Here is a 21,271-nt window from a genome sequence, read left to right as displayed (position 1 = left end):
TAAATCAGAATGGTTCCCAGAAGGCGCCGTTCCATCTGCTGAGCCGATTTTGTGCCGCGTCGAATAGATACAGATTGCGGTCTGGGAAGATGGACTGCAGCTCTGCCGGTGGGTAGAGGTCAGGGCGATCGCGGCCCACCAGAACTGGTTGATCTAACTGCGGATCATTGATGACATAATCAATGTGCCGGTCAGAGGGATCATGTTTTACCAGTATCAACGCGGGCTGCTTGATCTGCGGGTGCTGGTGGATCATCTGTTGGAACTGGAAGTGCTTGAATTTGGAAAAAGCAACATTATTGACGACGATTTCCAGTTTCGAGACCGACCAGAGGGGAGGGATCGCTGTCAGATTGGTGAGGACTGCGACCAGAGTCAGGCAGGCCCAGAGTCCGCTCATCAAAGGCCGGTCGATGTGATGCCAGATGCGGAACAGGGTTTGTGTGACTCGGGCAAAAATCAACGCCCAGAGTGGGCCGGTTTCAAACACATAATGCCAGTGCATGATGCCGTCGTACCAGTACGGAATATGGGCGACATGCAGAGAGACGATCGACGCAAACACGAGCCACCAGCGGCTCCACCTTCTGCATTCGGTGATCAGAAAAATCAGGCCGGCAAGTCCGAGAGGAATGATGCCCAGCGTCCACTGCAGGCTGGCCAGAATCCGGTTTTGCACGTTGCGAACTGCTAACGCTGGCGTCAGGTTTTCGGCCCATTTGTCGTAATTGTCTAAAACTTTCGGACCGAGTTTCTGTTCTCCCCGAATCACATTGTTGAAGCCGTAAACGTGCCGCGGGGTGTAGATGTCGGTGTAGAGCTGGTAAGGCATTTTCCAGCCGCTGCCGGTAATGGACTGGTTATAGCAAAACAGACCAATCAAACCACAGCCCAGGGGAATCGCCAGACCTGCGACCAGGGGGAAGACGGGGCTGGCTGATTCTGAGGTCACTTCTTCCGATTTTCGTTTGAAGCAAAAGCGAATGACTTCGACTCCCAGCCAGATGCCAAAGGGGAGTGCAAAGCCGGCGGCGGTCATCGGGCGACAGAGCATACCGAACGAGAGTCCCAGCCCCGCCAATAAAGCATCGCGGAACGAGCGTGTGCGCTGCATCCGCAAGAACGCCCAGAGGAACAGTGAGAGGCCGACTAATGTTGGATGATGTGCCAACAGCAGGTTACTGAAAATCGCCATGCCCGGGGAGAGAGCGACAATCAGACCAGCCAGCAAACCGACCCCGTTGCCAGCGAGTTCTCTGCCGGCCCAGAAGATAAAAAACGCCGTGATGGCACCCGCGAGCCAATAGCCCCAAAAAGGATGTCCCCAGGCAACAAAGGGTGCCAGCCAGAGACCAGTCCCCGGAAAATAACGGCTGGCCAGTTTGCCTTCATTCAAGACATGCACCTGATCGAAAATTTTCGTCGCGCCGGGATGGCTGGGAAACGAGGTCTGTCCTGCGAGAAACGTGTTGGCTTGAAACAGGTAGCTATATTCATCGTGATAGGCGGGGGGCAAATCTCCCAGTGCGATGTTGAGTTCCTCATTCACGACATGCGCCGCGGTCCAGACACTCAGCAGGAATGAACTGGCGGCGACGAGCACACTCAATAAGCACGCAAAATAATCCCATTGTTTTGAGGCTTGTTTTTCACGGACCCAGTCAGCAGAGAGCCTGGGGCGAATAACGGTTGAAAAAAAACGAAACTGAATCGGAAGGCAGAAAAACCAGCAGAGCGGACTGAGTAGTAATAAAATGAAGTACGGTGTTGTATCGACGTTGACGTTAAGAAAAAAACGCGTGAGCCAGGGAAGCTGCTGGTTTTCTGAGTTTACCCGGTCCCATTCATAGGGAGTGAGAATCGCGAGCAGTACGACGACGAACAAGAGATGGATGAGAGGAATCCAACGGGAGTTCCTGGATCGATTCGGCGGCAAATCGGTAGCGAGCCGCGGCGAAGGATGGTTTTCCGAATCCATGAGGTGATTATGATTTCTGAATGTCTGGGCCCAGAGATGCGTTCAATGGCAGATATTGTTTCCTGTCTTTTGAAAAGTATAACGGGGATGATCCAGTAAAACAAAGGGCGTGGTTCAATCTGAAACCACGCCCTGACAGCTGAATACATTGAAATAAAGTCTGTTTCTTTTGAATCAGTTCTTACTTCTCGCCTTCCGCTTGCTGGCAGCTTCAGCGACAAACTTCGTCAAATCTTTTTTCTGATCGGCGGTCAGAACGGTTTCGCATTCCTGCTTTTCTTTCTCTTTCAGCGCTTCCAACTGCTTTTTCAGACTGTCAATCTGAGTTTTATATTCCGCCCGGATCGAGTAAATTTTGTCCTTTTGTTCCTTGCTCAATTTCAATTTGCCATAGTGAGCAGGGACGCGACCTTTGGGTTTCTTGCGTGTGGTTTTGGTCTCTTTTGCACTGGATTTGGCAGGGTCTTCTGCTTTCTTCTGGGCGGGTACGGAATCGGCGGTACAAATGGTAAGCGCAATGCCTGTGAACCAAACGACGAACAGCTTCAAAGCTTTCTGTTGAAACATGGTATCTCCCGGTGAATGAATATACGTTGACAAAATGTGGCACGATTATGCCACGTCTGTATATTATTGTGTACGGGTGGTGTGTTCTGTTTCAACTGTCTGGCGGTGTAAATTTTAGAAATATGTCAATTAGTTCAGTTGTTCTCGAATGCGGTATAATTCTTCCAAAGCCGCCAGGGGTGTCATTTCATCGACATTCAAATCTCTGATTTCATCCAGAACGGGGTGTTGTGTATTGCCGAACAGGGAGAGTTGCTGGTGCGACGATTTTTTTTGCGGTCGCGGTGGAATGGTGGTTTGACCGCTGTCGTCGATATGGTCTTTTTCCAGAGTCGAAAGAATTTGATTGGCGCGTTGGATCACCTGATCGGGAATGCCGGCCAGTCGGGCGACATGGATGCCGTAGCTCTTGTTCGCGGAGCCTTCCACAATTTTATGCAGGAAGACAATCTCGCCATCCTGCTCATGTACGGCGACATTCCAGTTGCTGGCCTGCTTGAGCGTTTGTGTCAGTTCGGTGAGTTCATGATAGTGCGTGGCAAACAGAGTCCGTGCCTTGATTTGATCGTGCAGGAATTCCGTCATCGACCAGGCGAGGGAGATGCCATCGTAGGTGCTGGTGCCGCGACCAATTTCGTCCAGAATCACCAGACTACGTTCCGAAGCCGAGTTCAGAATGCGGGCGGCTTCCGTCATTTCGACCATAAACGTACTCTGACCTTTACTTAATTCATCGCTGGCGCCGACGCGGGCAAAAATGCGATCGGCGATGCCGATGCGTGCTTCGCTGGCAGGAATGAAAGAACCGATCTGTGCCATCAAAGTCAGCAATGCTGCCTGGCGGATGTAGGTACTTTTTCCGGCCATGTTGGGGCCGGTGATGATCTGCACGCGTCCGTAGGGATCGCCGAGCAACACATCGTTGGGGACAAACTCTCCTGAAGGCTGCAGACGGTCGAGCACGGGGTGCCGACTCTCTCGGATATCGAGGACTGGTTCTTCCGTCATTTCCGGACGTGTGTAGCCTGCGTGCATGGCGAGATGCGCCAGACCGAAGAGGACATCGATTTGTGCCAGGATCTCCGCTGTCTGTTGAGTGCGCGGGGCTTCTTTCGCAACGCGTTCCCGCAAATCATTGAACATGGTCTGTTCCAGTTCAATGGCTCGTTCTTCGGCCTTGAGTACTTTTTCTTCGTACTCTTTCAATTCCGGGGTGATGTAGCGTTCCTGGTTTTTCAGGGTCTGCTTGCGGATGTAGTGTTCGGGCACTTTGGCTGCATGGGCGGCTGAGACTTCAAGGTAATAGCCGAAGACTTTGTTATAACCGACTTTCAGATTGGGAATCCCGATCCGTTCCGCTTCTTCATTGCGATACCCGGCGATCCATTCCTTGCCTCCTTTGGAAAGCAAACGCAGTTCGTCGAGCTCTTCACTGAATCCGGGGCGAATCACGCCTCCTTCATTGAGCGTGAGCGGCGGATCTTCAATGATCATGGTTTCAATATCGGAACGGACCTCGGCACAGAGGTCGATGCCTGCTTCCAGTTGTTGGAGCAGTTCCGATTTCCGGCCCGATAGTTTGGCTTTCAGCATCGGAAGCAGTGCCAGCGTTTGTGCCAGGAAACTCAAATCGCGGGCGCTGGCTCTGCCGGTGGCGATGCGTGCGGTGAGACGCTGCAGGTCGTAGGTTTTTGCCAGTTGATCACGGACTTCAGAACAGAGGACCGGGTTTTGTGACAGTTCTTCTACCGAGTCGTGCCGTCTGAGAATTTCAGACAGGCTTGTGAGCGGGTTCGCGATCCAGTCCGTCAGCAGGCGGGCGCCCATGGAGGTCACGGTTTCGTCGAGAACGGAAATCAGGCTTCCCTCGCGTTTGCCTTCGCGGATGGTGCGGGTCAGCTCCAGACTGCGGCGAGTGGCTTCATCGATGAGCAGTCGATCGCCGCGTTCATAGGGTTCAATATGATTGATGTGCGGAATCGAACTTTTCTGGGTTTCCTGAACGTATTCCAGCAGGGCACCGGCGGCGGTAATCGAAGGCGTTCCCTGTTCCAGGTTGAACCCTTCCAGTGTTTTCGTGCCGAAATGTTCGAGCAGGCGGCTTTCGCATTCGTCCTGGGCGAACGACCAGGAAGGGCGTTCGGTCAGCATGGTATCCAGATGCCCGATGGCGTTTTGCAGTGCGGTGTTGCCTTCTGCGAAGATGCATTCGGCTGGATGAATGCGGGCCAGTTCATCCACTAGATGCTCGGCGGTGGTATTGGATGTCAAAAACCGACCTGTCGAAAGTTCCAGCCAAGCCAGGCCGATATCGGATTTACCGAAATAGATACTGGCGAGGAAATTATTTTCATGCGGGTCGAGCAGGGCGTCGTCGGTCAGTGTGCCGGGGGTGACGACACGGGTGACTTCGCGTTTGACCATCCCTTTGGCTTTTTTGGGATCTTCGACCTGATCGCAGATCGAGGCCCGATAGCCGGCGTGAATCAGTTTGTAGAGATAGCTGTCCAGCGAATGATGCGGGAAGCCCGCCATCGGGACGGGATTGCTGGAACTCTTATCGCGACTGGTGAGTGTGATTCCCAGAATACGGGCGGCGATTTCGGCGTCTTCGTGAAACAGTTCGTAGAAATCGCCCATGCGAAATAATAACAGTGTTCCCGGATTCTGGCTTTTGACTTCCAGATACCGCTCCATCATCGGGGTCAGCTTCTTGCCTGTCTTTGTCATGCGTCCTGATATTTCTCTGACATAAAGCAATTAGAATTAAGTGATTACTTTTTCGATCTCTTTTCCGGAAACAGTGTGCTGACACTGGTACGGTCGTGAATGGACCGGATGGCGGCAGCGAAAGAGTGCGCAACCGGAATGACTTCGATATTGTCCGGCAGAGGATCAATCTGCGCTTCAATCGTATCGGTCATAAACATTTTTTTCAAAGGGCTTTTACCGATGCGTTCGGCGGCGCCTTTGGAGAGTACGCCGTGTGTGACGGCGGCATAGATATCGTTGGCGCCCTTCTTCTTCAGAACTTCCGCCATGCTGATCAATGTGCGTCCTGTAATGGTGAAGTCGTCCACCAGAATGATGTTTTTGCCTGCGACTTCCCCAATCACCTCCAGAACTTCCACCGTCTCGGAATGGTCCTTGCGCATTTTGTTGCCAATGACGACCGGCGTGCCTAACAGCTTGGCAAAGTCGGACGCTTCTTTGGCAAAACCAACGTCGGGACTACAGACGACGAGATTCTCAATATTCATTTTTCGAATATGGTCGCTGATGACGTGCCGTCCGTAAAGATGGTCGACGGGGACGCTGAAGAATCCCTGGATCTGGGGGCTGTGCAGGTCCATGGTCAGCACACGGTCGGCTCCCGCGACTTCGATCGCGTCGGCACAGACGCGGGCTCGAATCGAGACGCGAGGTTCGTCTTTTTTGTCTCCCTTGGCGTAGCTGAAAAACGGGATGACTGCCGTCACCTGCTGAGCACTGGCCCGTTTTAAGGCGTCGATCCAGAACAAAAGTTCAACAAAGTTGTCATTCACAGGAGAATGGACGCCTTGAATCAGATAGACATCGCGGCCACGCACATTTTCCAGAATGCGGACGAAAATATTGCCTTCGCTGAACTGATGGGCTTCACAGGGTGTCAAACGAACGCCAAGCTCATCGGCGATGGCTTGTGCCAGCAATGGATTGCCTGAGCCTGCCATGATGGTCAGGTCGCCTTGAGGCGGTTGAAAGGACTGGACGCGGGGCCCTCGTGAGAGTGGATTTGGAGAACTAGGCATTAAATAACAGATCAATCAAAGGGGGCGATGACTCGCCGGAAAACATGACTATTCTTGGGAATTCTGGATAATTTCGCTCTACTCCATTTATGAAGAAAAGCAGACTCCATAATATCGATGCTGATTGGCAAAACAAGCGAACGCTTGCCAATATCCTCAAGGATCGTTCCAAGAGGTCAGATACCGTCCGTATTATTGACACCAAACAGGTTACTCAGGGTTGAACCGAAATTTCAGCCTGCAAAAGATGTTGAGATATCTAAAATGACAGAAAGAATTTACAACTTTTCCGCGGGACCCGCCGCACTCCCATTACCCGTTCTGGAACAGGCACAGAAAGATCTGATTTCACTGGGCGACACTGGAATCGGCGTTCTGGAGCACTCGCATCGTAGTAAAGCTTTCCTCGCCGTTTATGAAGCTGCTGAATCATTGTGTCGGGAAATCGCTGGAGTTCCCGATAATTATAAAGTCCTGTTCCTGCAGGGCGGGGCTTCTTCGCAGTTTTACATGATTCCGATGAACCTGCTGTCAAAGGATCAGACCGCCGACTATCTGGTGACCGGTTCCTGGTCGAAAAAAGCCGTCAAGGAAGCCAAAGTCTTTGGTAACGTGAATATCGCCTGCAGTAGTGAAGATAAGAATTTTTCTTACATTCCTGAAGCAGTCTCTCTGAGCGAGAAACCGGCGTATGTGCATTATACTTCGAACAATACGATTTACGGGACTGAGTTTGCGACCGAGCCGGAAGTTCCAGCGGGCGTGCCTCTGATTTGTGATGCGAGCAGTGATATTTTCTCCCGACCCATCGACATATCTAAATATGGGATTGTCTATGCCGGTGCCCAAAAGAATCTGGGACCGAGCGGTATGGCTCTGGTCATCATTCGCGATGATCTGATTGAGCAGGGACCAACGGACATTCCCACCATGCTGCAATATCGGACACACTCTGAAGCGGGATCGATGTTTAACACGCCGCCTACGTTTGGGATTTATGTGTTGGGACAGGTTCTCCAATGGTTGAAAGACCAGGGCGGACTGGAAGCGGTTCAGCAGAAAAACCGGGCGAAAGCGGGTAAGCTGTATGATTACCTGGAGCAGAGTTCGCTGTTCAAGCCGACGGCTGCCAAGCAGGACCGTTCTTTGATGAACGTCACTTTTGTGACCGGCGATGCGGATCTGGATGCCCAATTCATCGCACAGGCGACCGCCGCCGGCTTGGATGGCCTGAAAGGTCACCGGAGTGTCGGTGGCATGCGGGCCAGTATTTATAACGCCTTCCCGGAAGCGGGCGTGGATAAGTTAATCGAGATGATGAGTCAGTTCGAAAAGGAACATGCTTCTTGAATGCACCCGAAGCTGACAAAGCGCATGCGGATATCGGGCTGGTTTGTGCTCTGCCGATGGAGATCCAGCCCTTTCTGGATCGCTGTGAGCACGTCAAGAAATATACCGGCGGTTCGTATGTGTTTCGGGGCGGATTTCTGGATCGGATTAAAGTGGCGGCCGTGCAAACGGGAGTCGGTTTTGCCCGCGCCCGGGCTGCGACCCAGGCATTGATCGACGCGCATTCTCCGCCCTGGGTGCTTTCGGTCGGTTTTTCCGGTGCTTTGAAACCGGGGATGAAAATTGGCGATATTGTTGTCGCGACATCGGTCTGTGATCTGCATGGCCAGGAATTGAAGAACGACGTCCACTTTCCGGAAGACCCCGAACACGGGCTGCATGTGGGGCGGATTCTCAACACGGATGAAATTGTGCGTAAAGCGGAAGACAAACTGAAACTGGGTGAATCGCATCAGGCATTGGCCGTTGACCTCGAAAGTCTGGCCGTCGCACAGATCTGTCAGGCGGAGAAGAAAGGCTTCATGGCGATTCGGGCGATCAGCGATGATTGTTCGGCAGACCTGCCTGCTGAGGTGGTTTCAATTTTGAGTGAGACCGGTGCCGTCCGAGCGGGTGCCGCTCTGGGGGCGGTTCTCAAGCGACCGGAAAGTATCAAAGAGATGTGGAAGTTGCGCGGCGATGCGTCGCACGCCGCGACTCGACTGGCCAGCTTTCTGGACGGCGTGGTGGTCCAGCTTTACGATGCGCGGCATTAACCGGAGTTCAATCAGGGCTTTCATCTCTGCGAGATGAAGAACCGGGGCTAACGCCCTGCGGCTAATAAGTCATTCTGGCTGGGAAATCACCAAAAACCGGATCAGCCGCGGTTCCTCCTCATTTGTAAGGACAATTCGGTTTCAGAAACGCTACCTAGAATTCACCGATCACTTCTCCGCCATCAGGTGTGCTGATGGCTTTTAAAATATCAGGATCGATGTTTTCTGAAAGGAAACGCACACTGCCGTCTGCATAAACAGCATGGGTTCCTCCAACCATTGGTGATTTATGGTCAGAACCAAACACATCGTATGGTTTTGCAATCGATGTTGGATCTCCCCATGGTTTGAAGTTTTCTCCTGCTTCCAGAATGAGGATTGTTTCTGATGAACCATCTGGAATCTGATAAGGAGAAATACCGGAATTCTTTTTAAGGACCAGTTCATTACCAACATAATGAGTGAGGCCATAACCGTCAGCTGATTTCGTGAGATCGTTTCCTGGTATAAGATAGTAGGAAATCACTTTCTGGAAGTGTGGTTTGTTGATGTCAGCGTTCCATGGCTGCTCCAAATCGATTCGCTGATACAGATTTAGCTCGTCAATATAGGGCAGAATAGCCGTTTGCCAACTGTGTAGCGGCAGCCCTTCCGGAGTTTCTGTGGCTCCCGGTGGAAATGTGCCTTGTTCGTCATAATAATTGTGGAGAACGAGTGCCAGGTTTTTTAAATTGTGCTTTGCTGCAGACCGTCGAGTTGCTTCTCGTTCCTGACGAAAATCGGGGATCATGAGAATCAGGGGGATGACGATCACCAGAATTAAGAATATTCCGCCAACGATTAAAACGACCCGTTCGCTTTTTTTCTTTCGTGATTCAAAAGTGGATGGACTACTTGTCTCCGATTCAAATTCGGTGATCTGCGTCGCGGGTTTCTTTTCTGTTGGCTGTGTCTGATCTTGCTCCGATTGATGATTATCGTCTGACATTTTATATCTTTCATTCTAATTACTATTTAAGTTTAAAATGCCGGCTTCTTCACTGCCAGCGGGTGTACTGAGTGCTTTTAAGACTGCGGGATCAACGTCTTTGGAGATATATCGGACCACGCCATCTCACAGTAAGATGAAGCTTCCCCCTGAATCGGGCGTTTTCTTATCGGGGCCGATGACTTTAATTGGTTCTGTCAATGACGTCGGATCGCCCCAGGGTTTAAAGTTTTCAGCGATTTCTATGGCGAGGATCGTGTTGGAAGTTCCGTCGCGGATGTCTTCGAGACTGATGTTGGTGCCTGGTTTCAGAACCAGTTGATTGCCGACAAAATGCGAGAGTGCATAACCGTCCCGAGAAAATTTCATTTTCGATTTTGGGCTGAGATAGACGGGGATTTCCTGTTGAAAGACTTTCTGATTTGCAGGATCGTTCCAAGGCTTTTTCAAGTCAATCTGTTTGAAGAGAAATTCCTGATCGAGAAAGGGAAGAATCAATGCCTGCCAACTGTGCGCGGGGATCCCACTCTCACTGATAATGGCGCCCGGCGGGAGTGTGTGATACGTCCAATGGTAGTTATGCAGCGCCAGACCGATCCGTTTCATGTTTCGTCTGTTAAGCGGGGGTCTACTGTCTCGAAATTTGAAGCGAAGTTCATCGTAGATCGGAAAGCTAATGCCGATCAGTAAAAGAGAAACGACGACGATCAGCAAAACTGACAGGAAATGATCGGGTTTTCTTTCAGAGGTCTCTTTTTCCATTTCAGAAATCCCTTCGAAACAGTCTGGGCGGGCTTTTGAAGTGCGTGGTTTGAATATTCTCTGGGAGAGAGAAATTAAAATTCACCAACGGTTTCTCCACCATCGGGGGTGCTCAATGCTTTTAGCATTGCGGGATCGATATTTTCTGAAACAAAACGTACTCTCCCATCACTCATCATGACATGATTCCCACCTGTGAATGACGATTTTCTCTTGCCACCTATGACGTTAACCGGATCTGCGATATTGGTCGGATCGCCCCAGGGTTTGAAGTTTTCTCCTGTCTCGACGGCCATGATGGTATTTGAAGTGCCATCTACGATGTCACGGATTCTCATGTTTCCGTTGGTCTGCATCAGGAATTTGTTTCCGACATAATGCGAAAGCCCCAGGCCTTCCGGCGAAACGGTTTCTTCGATCGCGGGGTTCAGGTAAATCGGTAGGTTCAACTGGAACTGACTCTGGTTGGCAGGATTAGTCCAGGGGTGATCAAAGTCGATCTGATTGTGAAGTTGTCCTTGATCCACAAAGGGCAGAATCATCGTCTGCCAACTATGGTAGGGTTTACCATCGGCGGTTTCGATTCCTCCGGGAGGAAAGACGCGATCGCGATCGTGGTAATTATGTAGCGCTAAGGCGATCTGTTTCAGATTGTTTTTTGACTTGATTTTCGATGTAGGGTGGCGGTCTGCTACGCGGGCCTGTTGGATGGCGGGTAAAAGTAATGCTATCAGAATTATAACCACAATAACTCCCCCGCCTCCCAGAATGGCAAGGAGTACAATCGGAGTAGTCTTACTTTTTCTGGCCGGTGCCGCTTGCGATGCGGCTGGTTGCTGGAAGTCTGTTTCCCAGTCATCGGAGTCTGGAATCAGACCGGGGAACTGACCTGCGGGTATAAAGTTGCCATCCTCACCCTTTCGGACCAGATCGGATTTCTGGACTTTGCCTTGCTCTGCAAGTTCCTTTAAACGTTCTTGTGTTAAAGGTCCTGTTGTCTGACTGCCGCGCTTTACATACCAGTCGGCCATGGGAGCCTCCTTTAGGGAAATGTTCTATTCTTCCTTAGATTATACAAGGAGTTCACTGGAATACAGAGTAACACAGGAGAAGAATGTATATAATCGAAATATCCGGTAGTCATAGAATGAGTTAGAGTCATGAACCTGTTAGAATGAACTCAGTGTTCTGCGAATCTGTATTATGCAATCAACCGAGTAAGGAGATGGGAGAGTGGCGGCTGAACCTGAGATGCGTCCCTGGATTTTATCTGAAATCAATTATGCGTATGTGAAAGAGAACCCCTATCAAGTGGCAGTGTTGCCGATGGGGGCGACCGAGCCGCATAATTTACATCTCCCTTATGGAACAGACACCTATGAGGCCGATGCGATCAGTTCACGCGTTTGTGAAGCCGCCCATCAGCGGGGGGCGAAAGTGGTGATGCTGCCGCCGATTCCCTACGGGACCGAAACCAATCAGAGTGCGTTTCCTCTGTCGATGAACGTGAATCCCTCAACGTTGGGTCAGATCATCGCCGATCTCGTTGACTCCCTCGCCAATCATGGCGTGCATAAACTATTGATTTTGAACAGTCATGGCGGCAACGACTTTAAACCGTTATTAAGGGAACTGCACGGTTCAACGCCGGTACAAATCTTTCTGGCAGACTGGTTTCGAGGTACGTCGGCCGATGTCAAACCGGAGATATTTGAAAACCCGGACGATCATGCAGGCGAGATGGAAACCTCTCTGGCGCTGGCTTATTTCCCGCATCTTGTGAACCGGAATTCAGAAACGGGCGCTTTGAACGCCGATGAAGGCGCGACCAAGGCGACACAGTTCTCTGCTGTGAATGAAGGATGGGTTAGTATTACGCGCCCCTGGCATTTGTTGACGACCAATTCGGGATCGGGAAATCCGCATCAGGCGACCGCCGAGAAGGGGGAGAAGCTGATGCAGATTCTGGTTGAGCGGCTGTCACAATTTCTGGTTGAACTCTCCGAGGCGAAATTGGATGATCAATTTCCTTTCTAACAGAATGACATCGAGCCTGTTCGAGAGCGCCTGGAGTGTGGTGTTTTGCATCTGCTTAGGAGCCATTTGCAGTTGCAGCACTGTTTGTAACGCCGAGGAGCCGCAGCCTGCGATCTTGTTTCAGGATGTATCGACTACCTCACAGCTCGCGTTTCAACATCAGTCTCCCTTGACGGTCAAGCGTCATTTACACCTGATGATGGGATCGGGCATCGGCTGGATTGATTATGATCACGACGGCTTTCCCGATTTGTATTGTGCACAGGGTGAAGAATGGCGCAGTCCTAAGAAAAAACGGAGTGATGCGAGCAATGTCGCGACATCCAACCGGTTGTTTCAGAACCGGGGGGAGAGTCAATTTCAAGATGTCACAACGCTGTCGGGGTTAATCGACTTTGGTTACTCAATGGGGCTTGCGGTTGGAGATTATAATCACGATGGATTTGAGGACTTGTATGTCAGTCAGTTCGGTCGGAATCTGTTGTACTGCAATAATGGAGACGGTACGTTTTCAGATGTATCGCAATCCGCCCACGTGGATGACCCGGGCTATGGAGCCAGTTGTACCTGGGCCGATTTGAATGGCGATGGCTTGCTTGATCTGTATGTGGTGAACTACCTGGAAATTGACCGGGAAAACTATCCCATTTGCAGCCGTAAGGTCGATGGAACGCGTGTCTTTTTTATCTGTCACCCCCGTTATGTGAGCGGGGAGTATGACGTGGTGTATCGGAATCTGGGAAACGGCAACTTTCTCAATATGTCGAAGAAAGCAGGTCTTCACAGTGAGCCGGCCCGACAGGGGTTAGGCGTTTTTGCGGCGGATTACGACCATGACGGGGACATTGATTTGTATGTTGCCAACGACTCGGTGGCTAACCAGTTGTGGGTGAATGACGGTCAGGGCGTTTTCACCGATCAGGCTTTGATTGCCGGCGTCGCCTTCAATCGTACCGGAGATCGGGAAGCGGGGATGGGGCTGACGGGAGCTGACTATAACGGCGATGGCCAGCTGGATTTATTCGTGACAAATTACTTTGGTGAAACCAACACGTTGTATCGCAATGAGGGGGCTCTGTTTTTTCTGGATGTGACCGATGAGACGGGCCTGGCGACGGCCAGCCGCGTACGGCTCGGTTTTGGCGCCTCGTTTCTGGATGCGGACAACGATGGCTGGGAAGATCTGTTTGTGACCAATGGTCATGTGCACGATCGGTTATCGCAGCTGGGGAAAAATGAACCTTATGAGCAGGAACCGCAGCTGTTTCTGAATCAGGGGGGAATTCGGTTTCAGGAAATATCGGCACGGGCCGGCTCGTTCTTTCAGAAAAAACAAGTCGGTCGCGGCTCTGCGGTTGCCGATTTTAATCGGGATGGGCTGGCTGATCTTGCCATTTCACATCTGAATACGAAACTGGTGCTGCTGAGGAATCGAAGCAGGACGACCAATCAGAGTCTTTCACTGGAGTTGATTGGAACGACTTCCAATCGCAGTGCCATCGGTGCCCAGGTTGAGATTCGTACTGATTCCAGACGATTGACGCGTTATCGACACGGCAGCAGCAGTTATCTTTCGTCGGATGAAGGCCGGATTTTAGTCGGGTTGGGAGCCAGCAGAGAGGCGGTTTCCATCAAAGTGACGTGGCCTGGAGGGAAAACCGAAATCTGGTCTGGATTACAACCGGGGGGGCATTATACATTGATAGAAGGAACGAGTGATTCTCGAAAAATCTCATCTAATCTGCGATGAATATGAATAACCAGCCGGAATCTGACAAACTGAGCAACCCCTTTTCCAAGCCGGAAAAAAGCGTTTCGTTTTCAATTGGTCTGATCGTGGCGGGTGTGGGTATGCTGGCTTTGCTTCTCTATTATTTCTCCGATCAGAGTGAAGTGGCTACTGTGAAGCAGTCCGAACAGTCGGAAGAACATCAAGAGGCAGGAGCAAAAGCAGAGAAAGCCAGACGGAAAGAGCTGATTGCCTATCTGCAGCAGCACCCGGATGATGAATTTGCCCATTTTCAATTAGGGCAATTGATCCAGGATCGTGCTCCGTTTCAGGCGTTGGAAAATTATTCGCATGTGACATCGCTTCATCCGCGCTATTATGAAGCCGTCGAAGCGATTGCCGAGATTGCAATGGAGCAGGACCTGCCTGACAAGGCGAAGCCGGCATTGATGATTCTGGTTCGCAAGTATCCCCAGGAGAGTCGTTTTCACGAGCAACTGGCACGACTGTTTTTCAATGCCGGTAAGAATGACCGTGCGCTCAAATATGCAAATCGCAGTATTGAACTGGGAGCGAATCAGGCTGCGCATTATATGCTCGTTGCCAATATTCTGCGGCAGGCTGGTAGAACAAGTGAAATGGTGGGGCCTTTGAAAGAAGTCCTGTTTTTAGAGCCGGACTTGTATGAGGCGCATTTGAATCTGGCGTATGCAGCGCTCTATACGGGGGACCTGACAACCGCAGAGCGGGAAGCGAACTGGTGTCTGGAACAACGGCCCGATTCGAGTACGGCGCTGCGGTATCTGGCAATGATTGATCGCAATCAGGGGAAGGTTGACGCCGCGCTTTCGCATATTGAACAGGCCTTGCAGGCTGATCCTCACGATTTTGAGAGCCTGCTTTTGAAGGCGGATCTACTGATTTATCAGAGAGCTGGCCAACAGGCGTATGATTTGCTGAAGCCGTTTTATGCAGCGCGTCAAACGGATCGACGTTTTATCTCCGCATTAGCGCGTGCGGCAGGTTTGATTGGAAATCGGGAAGAAGCACTGCAGTTGCAGAAAATTAATCAGTCTTTAATCAAAGAAGACGATTTAAAGCCAACCTCTTTGCAAAGTGAATCCGTTGAAAAGAATCAATCCTCACAAGAAAAATGAGCGAACAGCGGCAACCGGTATTGCTCAGCCGGTATTAACCTGAATTCTTCGCGGCTCTGCTTTGGGAGCTTTGGGAAGAAAAATTCTCAGCACGCCATTTGTCAGCTTTGCTTCAATTTCGCTGTGCACAATCTCACCGCTTAAGATGAAGGAACGCAGATAATTGCCCACTTCGTATTCTTTGTGCAGCGGACGTGCACCTTCCGGGATTTGTGGTTCGACCCGCCCCAGGAGCGTCAGTTTGTTATCCTGTACCTGCAACTCCAGCGAATTGACAGAGACGCCTGGAAGATCGGCATAGAGCACGAGGCCTTGTTCGGTTTCATAGATATCAATGGGCGGCGTAAACACATATTGCTCTGGATGAGCAATTTCACGCGGTTCTTCTTCAGGATTATGTTGTCTGCTCATGTCTGGTATCCTATTCCCCCGAACTGACCGGGATCTGGCGGGGGAGTTCTTCTTCCAATTTGGGAAGGTGGATCTTCAACACGCCCTCGTTGAACTCTGCTGAAAGATGTTCTTCAGAAATGCGATCGGGGATACTGATTGATCGCTGCCATTCTCCAAACGGTCGTTCCTGGCGGCGGAAGCGTTCTTCAGGGATCTCGCCATCATCAATCACGGGTGGATTTCGGTGCCCTTTCAAAGTGAGCACACTATTGGCGATGGTCAAATCCAGATCCTCAACCTGCATCCCTGGAAGTTCGGCCGTGATCAGAAACTCGTGGTCCAACTCAAAAATATTGACCGCAGGGTACTGACGGGGCATGCGAATCCCCTGTACCGAGAATTCGACGCCTTGAATCAGACGGTCTACCTCACGCTCCAAATCTCTGAGCGGATTCCATGATTGTTCCCAGCGAAAAATCGGCATTTCCCAATTTCCTCAAACATTAAAACCAAAGATCGTGAATGATTGAAGATGCAAAGGCCATACCATTTTGACTGACTTCGTTAAAAACAATCGATTGTGTTGTAAGTGATTGATTATATGTGATTTATGTTAAATGGTCTAAGGTGGTTTCGGTGAGGACGACGCTGGGAATGTCAATCTGGCATGTGAATCCAGTCGATATTCGCAGGGGGAGACGTGCCATTCTGGCAGGCTGGTTATTGCGGAAGTCTCCGCGGCTCAGTGCTTATTCCCATTCAATGGGATGAATGATCCCTGAAGCCAGGAGGGCACCGAAAACCATGCCGGTGAGAAAAATAATGCGCAGCACCCAGATCGCGCGGTTCGGCCCGAACCATTCCGTCAGTCGCTGTCCCTTGCGCGTATTGGCCAGGAACCATTGGTCTTTGATCAGTCCCCAAAGCGAAAGGATCAGAACGGTGCCGCCGATGAGTTCGTTTTCTGAGAGATGAAAAGGCATCTAGGGCGTTTCTTCAGAGTGAGAGAGACGGTGCGAGGTATCGATTTTGGGGAACAGAGCCCAGAATAATATCGTCGCGAATAGAGCAATCGCAGCACTGCTTAACCAGATACCAGGCCAGTCGCGTAATAAGGTGAGCGGTTCCCCATCGAGGTTTTTCTGTGTGAATTCCAGAATCCCTGTCTGTGATTGAACGCTCAGTTTCGCACGCAGTAAGGCGTCTGTCCCTTTGGAAGTGAAAAAACTGCCGATGCTTCCGCTGATAAATCCTCCGGCAAACATTCCCAAACCAAAGACGAAGGTTCCGAAGAATGTTTGCATTGTGCCTCGCACGTCAAGGGGAGCGACCTTATCGACATAGATATAAGCGGCCGCCAGAAAGCAACCGAAACAAAGCCCGTGCATCGCCTGTCCGATACAAGTCAGCGTTAACGAGACCGCGAAAACGTCCCCGATGGTCGAAGCATAAGCGAAGATCAGGCTACGGACTAAATACGATAATAGGCCGACCAGCATGACCGTTTTGAAACCGTATTTTTTGATGCCGAAGCCGAGGACCGCCATCACGATGACTTCGAAAACCTGACCGATGGAACTGATGCGCTGTTCCCACGCGCCGATCTCCCCTCCTTGTTTGAGAATGGCACTGATAAACGGGCTGTTCCACTGAAAGTAAAACTTATGCACAATCGAGATAATAAACGCAACGACAACCAGAATCAGAAAATGCCGGTATTTGAGCATCTTGAGTACTTTGCCGGGAGCGAGATCTTTTTTGTCACTCTTGACGGGGGGCGTATGAGGCAGAGTTAAGCAGTACGCAGCCATACATAATCCGATGACGCCTGCCATCGCCAGAACGATACCACGTCCTGTGTTCAATTCCTCTCCTGACAGATTTCGCAGAAAAATCCCTTCTGCGACCCAGGCGGGCACGACAAAGCCGATGGTACCCCACAAACGGATCAGTGGGAATTCGCGGTCACTGTCTTTTAAATGTTGAAAGGAGAGGGAATTGGTGAGCATCATGGTCGGGACATACAGGATCGAATAGAGTACGCCCAGAATCACCACAGGCCAGTACTGGGTCTGGAAAAACAGCGCCAGCATAATGACGCCGCCCGAAAAGTGACAGAACGCAAGTACGCGTTCTGTCGCATAGTGACGGTCGACAATCTGGCCAAAGACAAAGGGGGCCAATAAGGGCCCCACTGCCAGTGCCGCACCAAAGACTCCAATCTGAAAAGCCGAAAAACCGAGGGCATCGATCAGATAGAGAGTGATGATGGGGAGATAACATCCCTGCACAAAATACTGGAGAAACATCATCAAATAGAGTCTCATTTTCAGAGACGTCTCTGTACTTTCTACACTCAGACTGTCTGCATCCGTCATCAGATTTGGGCCCTCAGCTGGGAAATATCGGGACTGGTTACCGTTTTACTGGTTTGATTATTTTTCTTGTACCCAGATATTTCGGAAGCGGACAGGATTCGAATGATCCTGCAGGAACAGCGGGCCTGCGATCGCTTCATCTTTATTCGTTCCGCCCGGAGTTGGCTCGTCAATTTCACGGTTATCGTGAACGGTGACGCCGTTGTGTTTGACGGTGATACGCGCCTTGGCGGTCTTGTTACCCTCTTTGTCATATTTGGCGGATTGGAAGTCGATGTCGTAGGTCTGCCAGGACAGAGGAGGGAAGCACATGTTAACATCAGGAGCACCCAATTTGTAGATGCCGCCACATTCGTTGTCTTTGCCTTCCAGACCGAAGGAGTCCAGAATCTGAACTTCATAACGGCCTAATACATAACAGCCACTGTTACTTCTTCCCTGGCCGCGTGCCTGTGGCATAAAGGGGAGTTGGAATTCCAGGTGCAAGTGTCCGTCTTTGAAGGTTTTTTTGCTGGTGACTCCCTCTTTCAGCAGACCATCTTCGGTGATGCGACCATTTTTGAAATTTTTGACAGTCTGCTTTGCTTTGTTGGAATCGAATAGCACAGTGGCACCTTCAGGGGCTTTTTTGCCGAGGGTCGGGCTTTTGCGATTCACTTTTTTGAGGACGCCGACTTCGTTGCCTTCGGCATCATAGATCGTGATTTTTCCGTCTTCGAGATCGCCACGGCCGTCTTCCGATTCAAAGGTAATGACGTTGCCGGATTTTTTGCCTTCGGTGGTGATTTTCTTTTCCTGATTCCAGCCATCGCCAGGCAGGCCACCAGGATAACCAACTGCTCGAAATTTCCCGTCGCCTAATGCGATGACTTGCGCCCCGTACTTCAGCGGATCATTGCTCCCCTCGCCTAAAATTCCGGAATACTCTCCCTGGATCTGGAAATCAGGGCCCGCTTCCTTGACACTGGTGGCCGCCCATTTGGGAGATTTTGAGTCGGCGTAACTGAATGGGGCAAGGGCGAAAAGTGCGTAGCAGCCTAACAGGGCGCAAATCGGGAACTGCTTCATTTTGGTTCTCCAAAGATCACGTATGACTGTAAAGTTGTAAATCAGTAGATGACGTTGATAATTGTGTGCGAAATTCGAGATCAATTCCGAATTTCAGTTCCATTGTGGGAATGGTCGATCAGAGATGCAAGCACGGCAGCCAAGGTTTCTGGATGTTGCGGTACTTGTGTATATCGAAATTAACTAAAACTTGTGATGGTAGGGTGTTAATAAATTTTGTAAGATATAGAATTAGAACGTATGAAAGAAAGCAGATTGCAGAGACAGACACGGGATGTGATCCCCTTCGTTTGTGGGTTCCTGCATGATTGACCCATTCAACGATAGATTTTGAGCATTGGTTAACATCGGAAGAGCTTTATGACATCTGACAGAAACAAAAAAATAGCGGCGGATTGCTGGCGGCGAGGAAACGAAGCCTTGTCGAAAGAAAACTGGGATTATTCCATCGAGATGTTTACCACAGCCGTCAAGCTGGAGCCCGAAGCGCTGCTGTATCGACAGACAAAGCGCGGGGCTGAGCGAAAAAAGTACGGAGATAACAATTCCGGTTCCAAAATGGGAGTCCTCAAAATCGCGGGGTTGAAAACGAAAATCAAAAATTCCCGCCGCAAAAAAGACTGGGCCTCCGTTGATCAGTATGCGGAAGAGGGGCTATCCATCAATCCCTGGGATGCGGTATTAAATGCAGAGATGGCAGAAGCATGTCAAAATCTGGGTTATGAAGACGCGGCTATTTTTGGTTATAAAATGGCCATTGAAAATGACAAGGCCAATAAAGGATATTACAGGAATCTAGGGGAGCTGCTGGAAGAAAAGGGAGAATTCAAACAAGCGCGAGAATGCTGGGAGATGGTGTTTAAGCTGGATTCTATGGATGGCGAAGCGCGTTCCAAAGTCACCGCTTTGATGGCGACTGAGACCCGGGTTCGAGGTGGGTATGAAGGAGCCGAGAAATCGAGTGGGGTCAAACGGCAGTCGGCCTATGATGAAGGTCGTGCGACGCGCGAACAACGGCATCAAGCGCAAAAGGGAGGAGCCCCCGATGGTCCCGGACAATCTGTGGAAGCGGATCTGCAGCGATTGATACGAAAAGAACCCGAAAATAAAGACCATTATCTGAAACTGGGGGACTTTTATCGGCGCGAAGGAAAGCTGGACGAAGCAAAGGAAAACTATGAGAAATCTTATGAACTCTCCGGGAAAGATGCCAACATCGGAGAGCAAGTTGAAGATATCGAGCTGGAGCAGTTGAAAGTCAAATTGACCGAAGCCAAAGATGTCTATAACGCAGATCGTGAAAATGAGGAAGCAAAGAAGCGGGTGACCCTCATCAGTAAAGCGTTAATCAAACGTGAAATCGAGATCTTTACCAAGCGCGTCGAACGCTATCCGGCTGACATGCGGATCAAATATGATCTGGCCCAACGCTTTATTCGATTGAAGAAATGGGCACCGGCAATCTCATTATTACAGCAATCGGTGAAAGATACGCGCATCAGTTCGGATGCATTGGTGGCTTTGGGTAAATGTTTCTATGCGGAAGGCAAAAAAGAACTCGCGAAACGACAGTTTGAAAAAGCACTTCCCAGTATTTCCCCTGATGATAAACCCGACATATATAAGGAAGCGCACTATTTGATCGCTCGATTATACGAAGAATCGAAGGAGAAGGAGAAAGCGGAAGATCATTACAGTGAAATTCTGGCCGTCGATTATGATTATCGGGATGCAAAAGTACGCTTAGAAGCACTTTAATTGAGCCAGTGTCTAATTTTGCTGTTGGTTCCAGAAATTCCTGAAAAAAGCTGCTTTTAGCAGCTCAGAATGGCTGGAATAACGGGTTCGAGGTTGTTAAGCTCCTCTTCTGCCTGAGGTTTTATAGTGGCGACTGTCTTTATAGACGGATGTCGTTTTATGTTGTAAACAGTTACTCAGAAAAAACTTAAGTCGAAAAATGCCAAATTCAAAAAGTGCCAAAACAGCGTTGCGAAAAAGTGAGACTCGCCGTCTCCGTAATCGGTCATCCCGATCGGAATTACGATCCGCCATTAAAAATGCCCGTGTAGCAATTGCCGGTGATGATGCTCAGGCTGCCACCAAAGCTCTGCAGACAGCTGCGAAGAAAATTGATCAGGCTGCTGCCAAAGGTCTCATTCACAAGAATGCCGCTGCTCGGACGAAGTCGCGACTGGCAAAATCTGCGAACAAAACAACTGCTGAATAGTCAGCAGTTCGATCGATAAAATACCAGCCCCTCGTAGTTGATTCTGTTCCCACAGAATGATTTACCTGGGGCTTGAGTTTTTTATAGCGGC

The 21,271-nt window shown here is 50.3% G+C and carries 19 protein-coding genes; 7 read left to right on the top strand and 12 right to left on the bottom strand.

Annotated features, from left to right (window positions below):
- Positions 1-4: 4 nt before the first annotated feature.
- The 4 genes from Pan241w_RS16305 to Pan241w_RS16290 all read right to left on the bottom strand — a co-directional run bounded on the left by Pan241w_RS16305 (position 5) and on the right by Pan241w_RS16290 (position 6,336).
- On the bottom strand, positions 5-1,978 hold the full coding sequence (locus tag Pan241w_RS16305; RefSeq protein ID WP_145217890.1) for an ArnT family glycosyltransferase: 1,974 nt from the start codon (positions 1,976-1,978) through the stop codon (positions 5-7).
- Between the two features lie 174 nt (positions 1,979-2,152).
- Complete coding sequence (locus tag Pan241w_RS16300; protein WP_145217888.1) at positions 2,153-2,545, bottom strand: hypothetical protein; 393 nt, start codon at positions 2,543-2,545, stop codon at positions 2,153-2,155.
- A 129-nt stretch (positions 2,546-2,674) separates the two neighbouring features.
- Complete coding sequence (mutS, locus tag Pan241w_RS16295; RefSeq protein ID WP_145217886.1) at positions 2,675-5,275, bottom strand: DNA mismatch repair protein MutS; 2,601 nt, start codon at positions 5,273-5,275, stop codon at positions 2,675-2,677.
- A gap of 44 nt (positions 5,276-5,319) precedes the next feature.
- Positions 5,320-6,336, bottom strand: coding sequence for a ribose-phosphate diphosphokinase (locus tag Pan241w_RS16290; protein ID WP_145217884.1), 1,017 nt, complete (start codon positions 6,334-6,336; stop codon positions 5,320-5,322).
- 264 nt (positions 6,337-6,600) lie between these two features.
- Here Pan241w_RS16290 and serC point away from each other — a divergent pair, with 264 nt between their 5' ends.
- Positions 6,601-7,686, top strand: coding sequence for a 3-phosphoserine/phosphohydroxythreonine transaminase (serC, locus tag Pan241w_RS16285; RefSeq protein ID WP_145217882.1), 1,086 nt, complete (start codon positions 6,601-6,603; stop codon positions 7,684-7,686).
- Complete coding sequence (locus tag Pan241w_RS16280) at positions 7,683-8,441, top strand: phosphorylase family protein (RefSeq protein ID WP_145217880.1); 759 nt, start codon at positions 7,683-7,685, stop codon at positions 8,439-8,441. The genes serC and Pan241w_RS16280 overlap by 4 nt, the downstream gene beginning before the upstream one ends.
- 154 nt (positions 8,442-8,595) lie before the next feature.
- On the opposite strand, the gene Pan241w_RS16275 is transcribed toward Pan241w_RS16280, so the two are convergent.
- The 3 genes from Pan241w_RS16275 to Pan241w_RS16265 all read right to left on the bottom strand — a co-directional run bounded on the left by Pan241w_RS16275 (position 8,596) and on the right by Pan241w_RS16265 (position 11,222).
- Complete coding sequence (locus Pan241w_RS16275; RefSeq protein ID WP_145217878.1) at positions 8,596-9,429, bottom strand: DUF1559 family PulG-like putative transporter; 834 nt, start codon at positions 9,427-9,429, stop codon at positions 8,596-8,598.
- A gap of 126 nt (positions 9,430-9,555) precedes the next feature.
- Positions 9,556-10,191 carry a DUF1559 family PulG-like putative transporter gene (locus tag Pan241w_RS16270; protein WP_145217876.1) on the bottom strand — a complete coding sequence of 212 codons (636 nt, stop codon included), beginning with the start codon at positions 10,189-10,191 and terminating at the stop codon, positions 9,556-9,558.
- 74 nt (positions 10,192-10,265) lie between these two features.
- The gene (locus tag Pan241w_RS16265) at positions 10,266-11,222 is read right to left on the bottom strand and encodes a DUF1559 family PulG-like putative transporter (protein WP_145217874.1); all 957 of its coding nucleotides are present in this window, start codon (positions 11,220-11,222) and stop codon (positions 10,266-10,268) included.
- A gap of 202 nt (positions 11,223-11,424) precedes the next feature.
- Here Pan241w_RS16265 and Pan241w_RS16260 point away from each other — a divergent pair, with 202 nt between their 5' ends.
- Genes Pan241w_RS16260 through Pan241w_RS16250 form a run of 3 tightly spaced genes read left to right on the top strand, consistent with a single transcriptional unit; the run spans position 11,425 to position 15,114 of the window.
- Complete coding sequence (locus tag Pan241w_RS16260) at positions 11,425-12,228, top strand: creatininase family protein (RefSeq protein WP_197999971.1); 804 nt, start codon at positions 11,425-11,427, stop codon at positions 12,226-12,228.
- Positions 12,209-13,978, top strand: coding sequence for a CRTAC1 family protein (locus Pan241w_RS16255; RefSeq protein ID WP_145217872.1), 1,770 nt, complete (start codon positions 12,209-12,211; stop codon positions 13,976-13,978). The genes Pan241w_RS16260 and Pan241w_RS16255 overlap by 20 nt, the downstream gene beginning before the upstream one ends.
- A 2-nt stretch (positions 13,979-13,980) precedes the next feature.
- Positions 13,981-15,114 carry a tetratricopeptide repeat protein gene (locus Pan241w_RS16250; protein ID WP_232107172.1) on the top strand — a complete coding sequence of 378 codons (1,134 nt, stop codon included), beginning with the start codon at positions 13,981-13,983 and terminating at the stop codon, positions 15,112-15,114.
- Positions 15,115-15,138: 24 nt separating this feature from the next.
- On the opposite strand, the gene Pan241w_RS16245 is transcribed toward Pan241w_RS16250, so the two are convergent.
- The 5 genes from Pan241w_RS16245 to Pan241w_RS16225 all read right to left on the bottom strand — a co-directional run bounded on the left by Pan241w_RS16245 (position 15,139) and on the right by Pan241w_RS16225 (position 18,953).
- Positions 15,139-15,525, bottom strand: coding sequence for an Hsp20/alpha crystallin family protein (locus Pan241w_RS16245; protein ID WP_145217868.1), 387 nt, complete (start codon positions 15,523-15,525; stop codon positions 15,139-15,141).
- A gap of 10 nt (positions 15,526-15,535) precedes the next feature.
- On the bottom strand, positions 15,536-15,991 hold the full coding sequence (locus Pan241w_RS16240; protein WP_145217866.1) for an Hsp20/alpha crystallin family protein: 456 nt from the start codon (positions 15,989-15,991) through the stop codon (positions 15,536-15,538).
- Positions 15,992-16,256: 265 nt separating this feature from the next.
- Positions 16,257-16,490, bottom strand: coding sequence for a hypothetical protein (locus Pan241w_RS16235; protein WP_145217864.1), 234 nt, complete (start codon positions 16,488-16,490; stop codon positions 16,257-16,259).
- Positions 16,491-17,885: an MFS transporter gene (locus Pan241w_RS16230; protein WP_145217862.1), complete on the bottom strand. Its 1,395-nt coding sequence runs from the start codon at positions 17,883-17,885 to the stop codon at positions 16,491-16,493.
- A 57-nt stretch (positions 17,886-17,942) separates the two neighbouring features.
- Entirely contained in the window at positions 17,943-18,953 is a 1,011-nt protein-coding gene (locus Pan241w_RS16225; protein WP_145217860.1) for a 3-keto-disaccharide hydrolase, read from the bottom strand.
- 360 nt (positions 18,954-19,313) lie between these two features.
- Between Pan241w_RS16225 and Pan241w_RS16220 the strand changes: the two genes are divergently transcribed.
- Entirely contained in the window at positions 19,314-20,711 is a 1,398-nt protein-coding gene (locus Pan241w_RS16220) for a tetratricopeptide repeat protein (protein ID WP_145217858.1), read from the top strand.
- Positions 20,712-20,910: 199 nt separating this feature from the next.
- On the top strand, positions 20,911-21,180 hold the full coding sequence (rpsT, locus tag Pan241w_RS16215; RefSeq protein WP_145217856.1) for a 30S ribosomal protein S20: 270 nt from the start codon (positions 20,911-20,913) through the stop codon (positions 21,178-21,180).
- Positions 21,181-21,271: the final 91 nt, after the last annotated feature.

This window comes from Gimesia alba, assembly GCF_007744675.1.
Lineage (GTDB): Bacteria > Planctomycetota > Planctomycetia > Planctomycetales > Planctomycetaceae > Gimesia > Gimesia alba.
The sequence above is the reverse complement of the archived record's forward strand: the minus strand, read 5'-3'. Positions and strand labels throughout refer to the sequence as shown.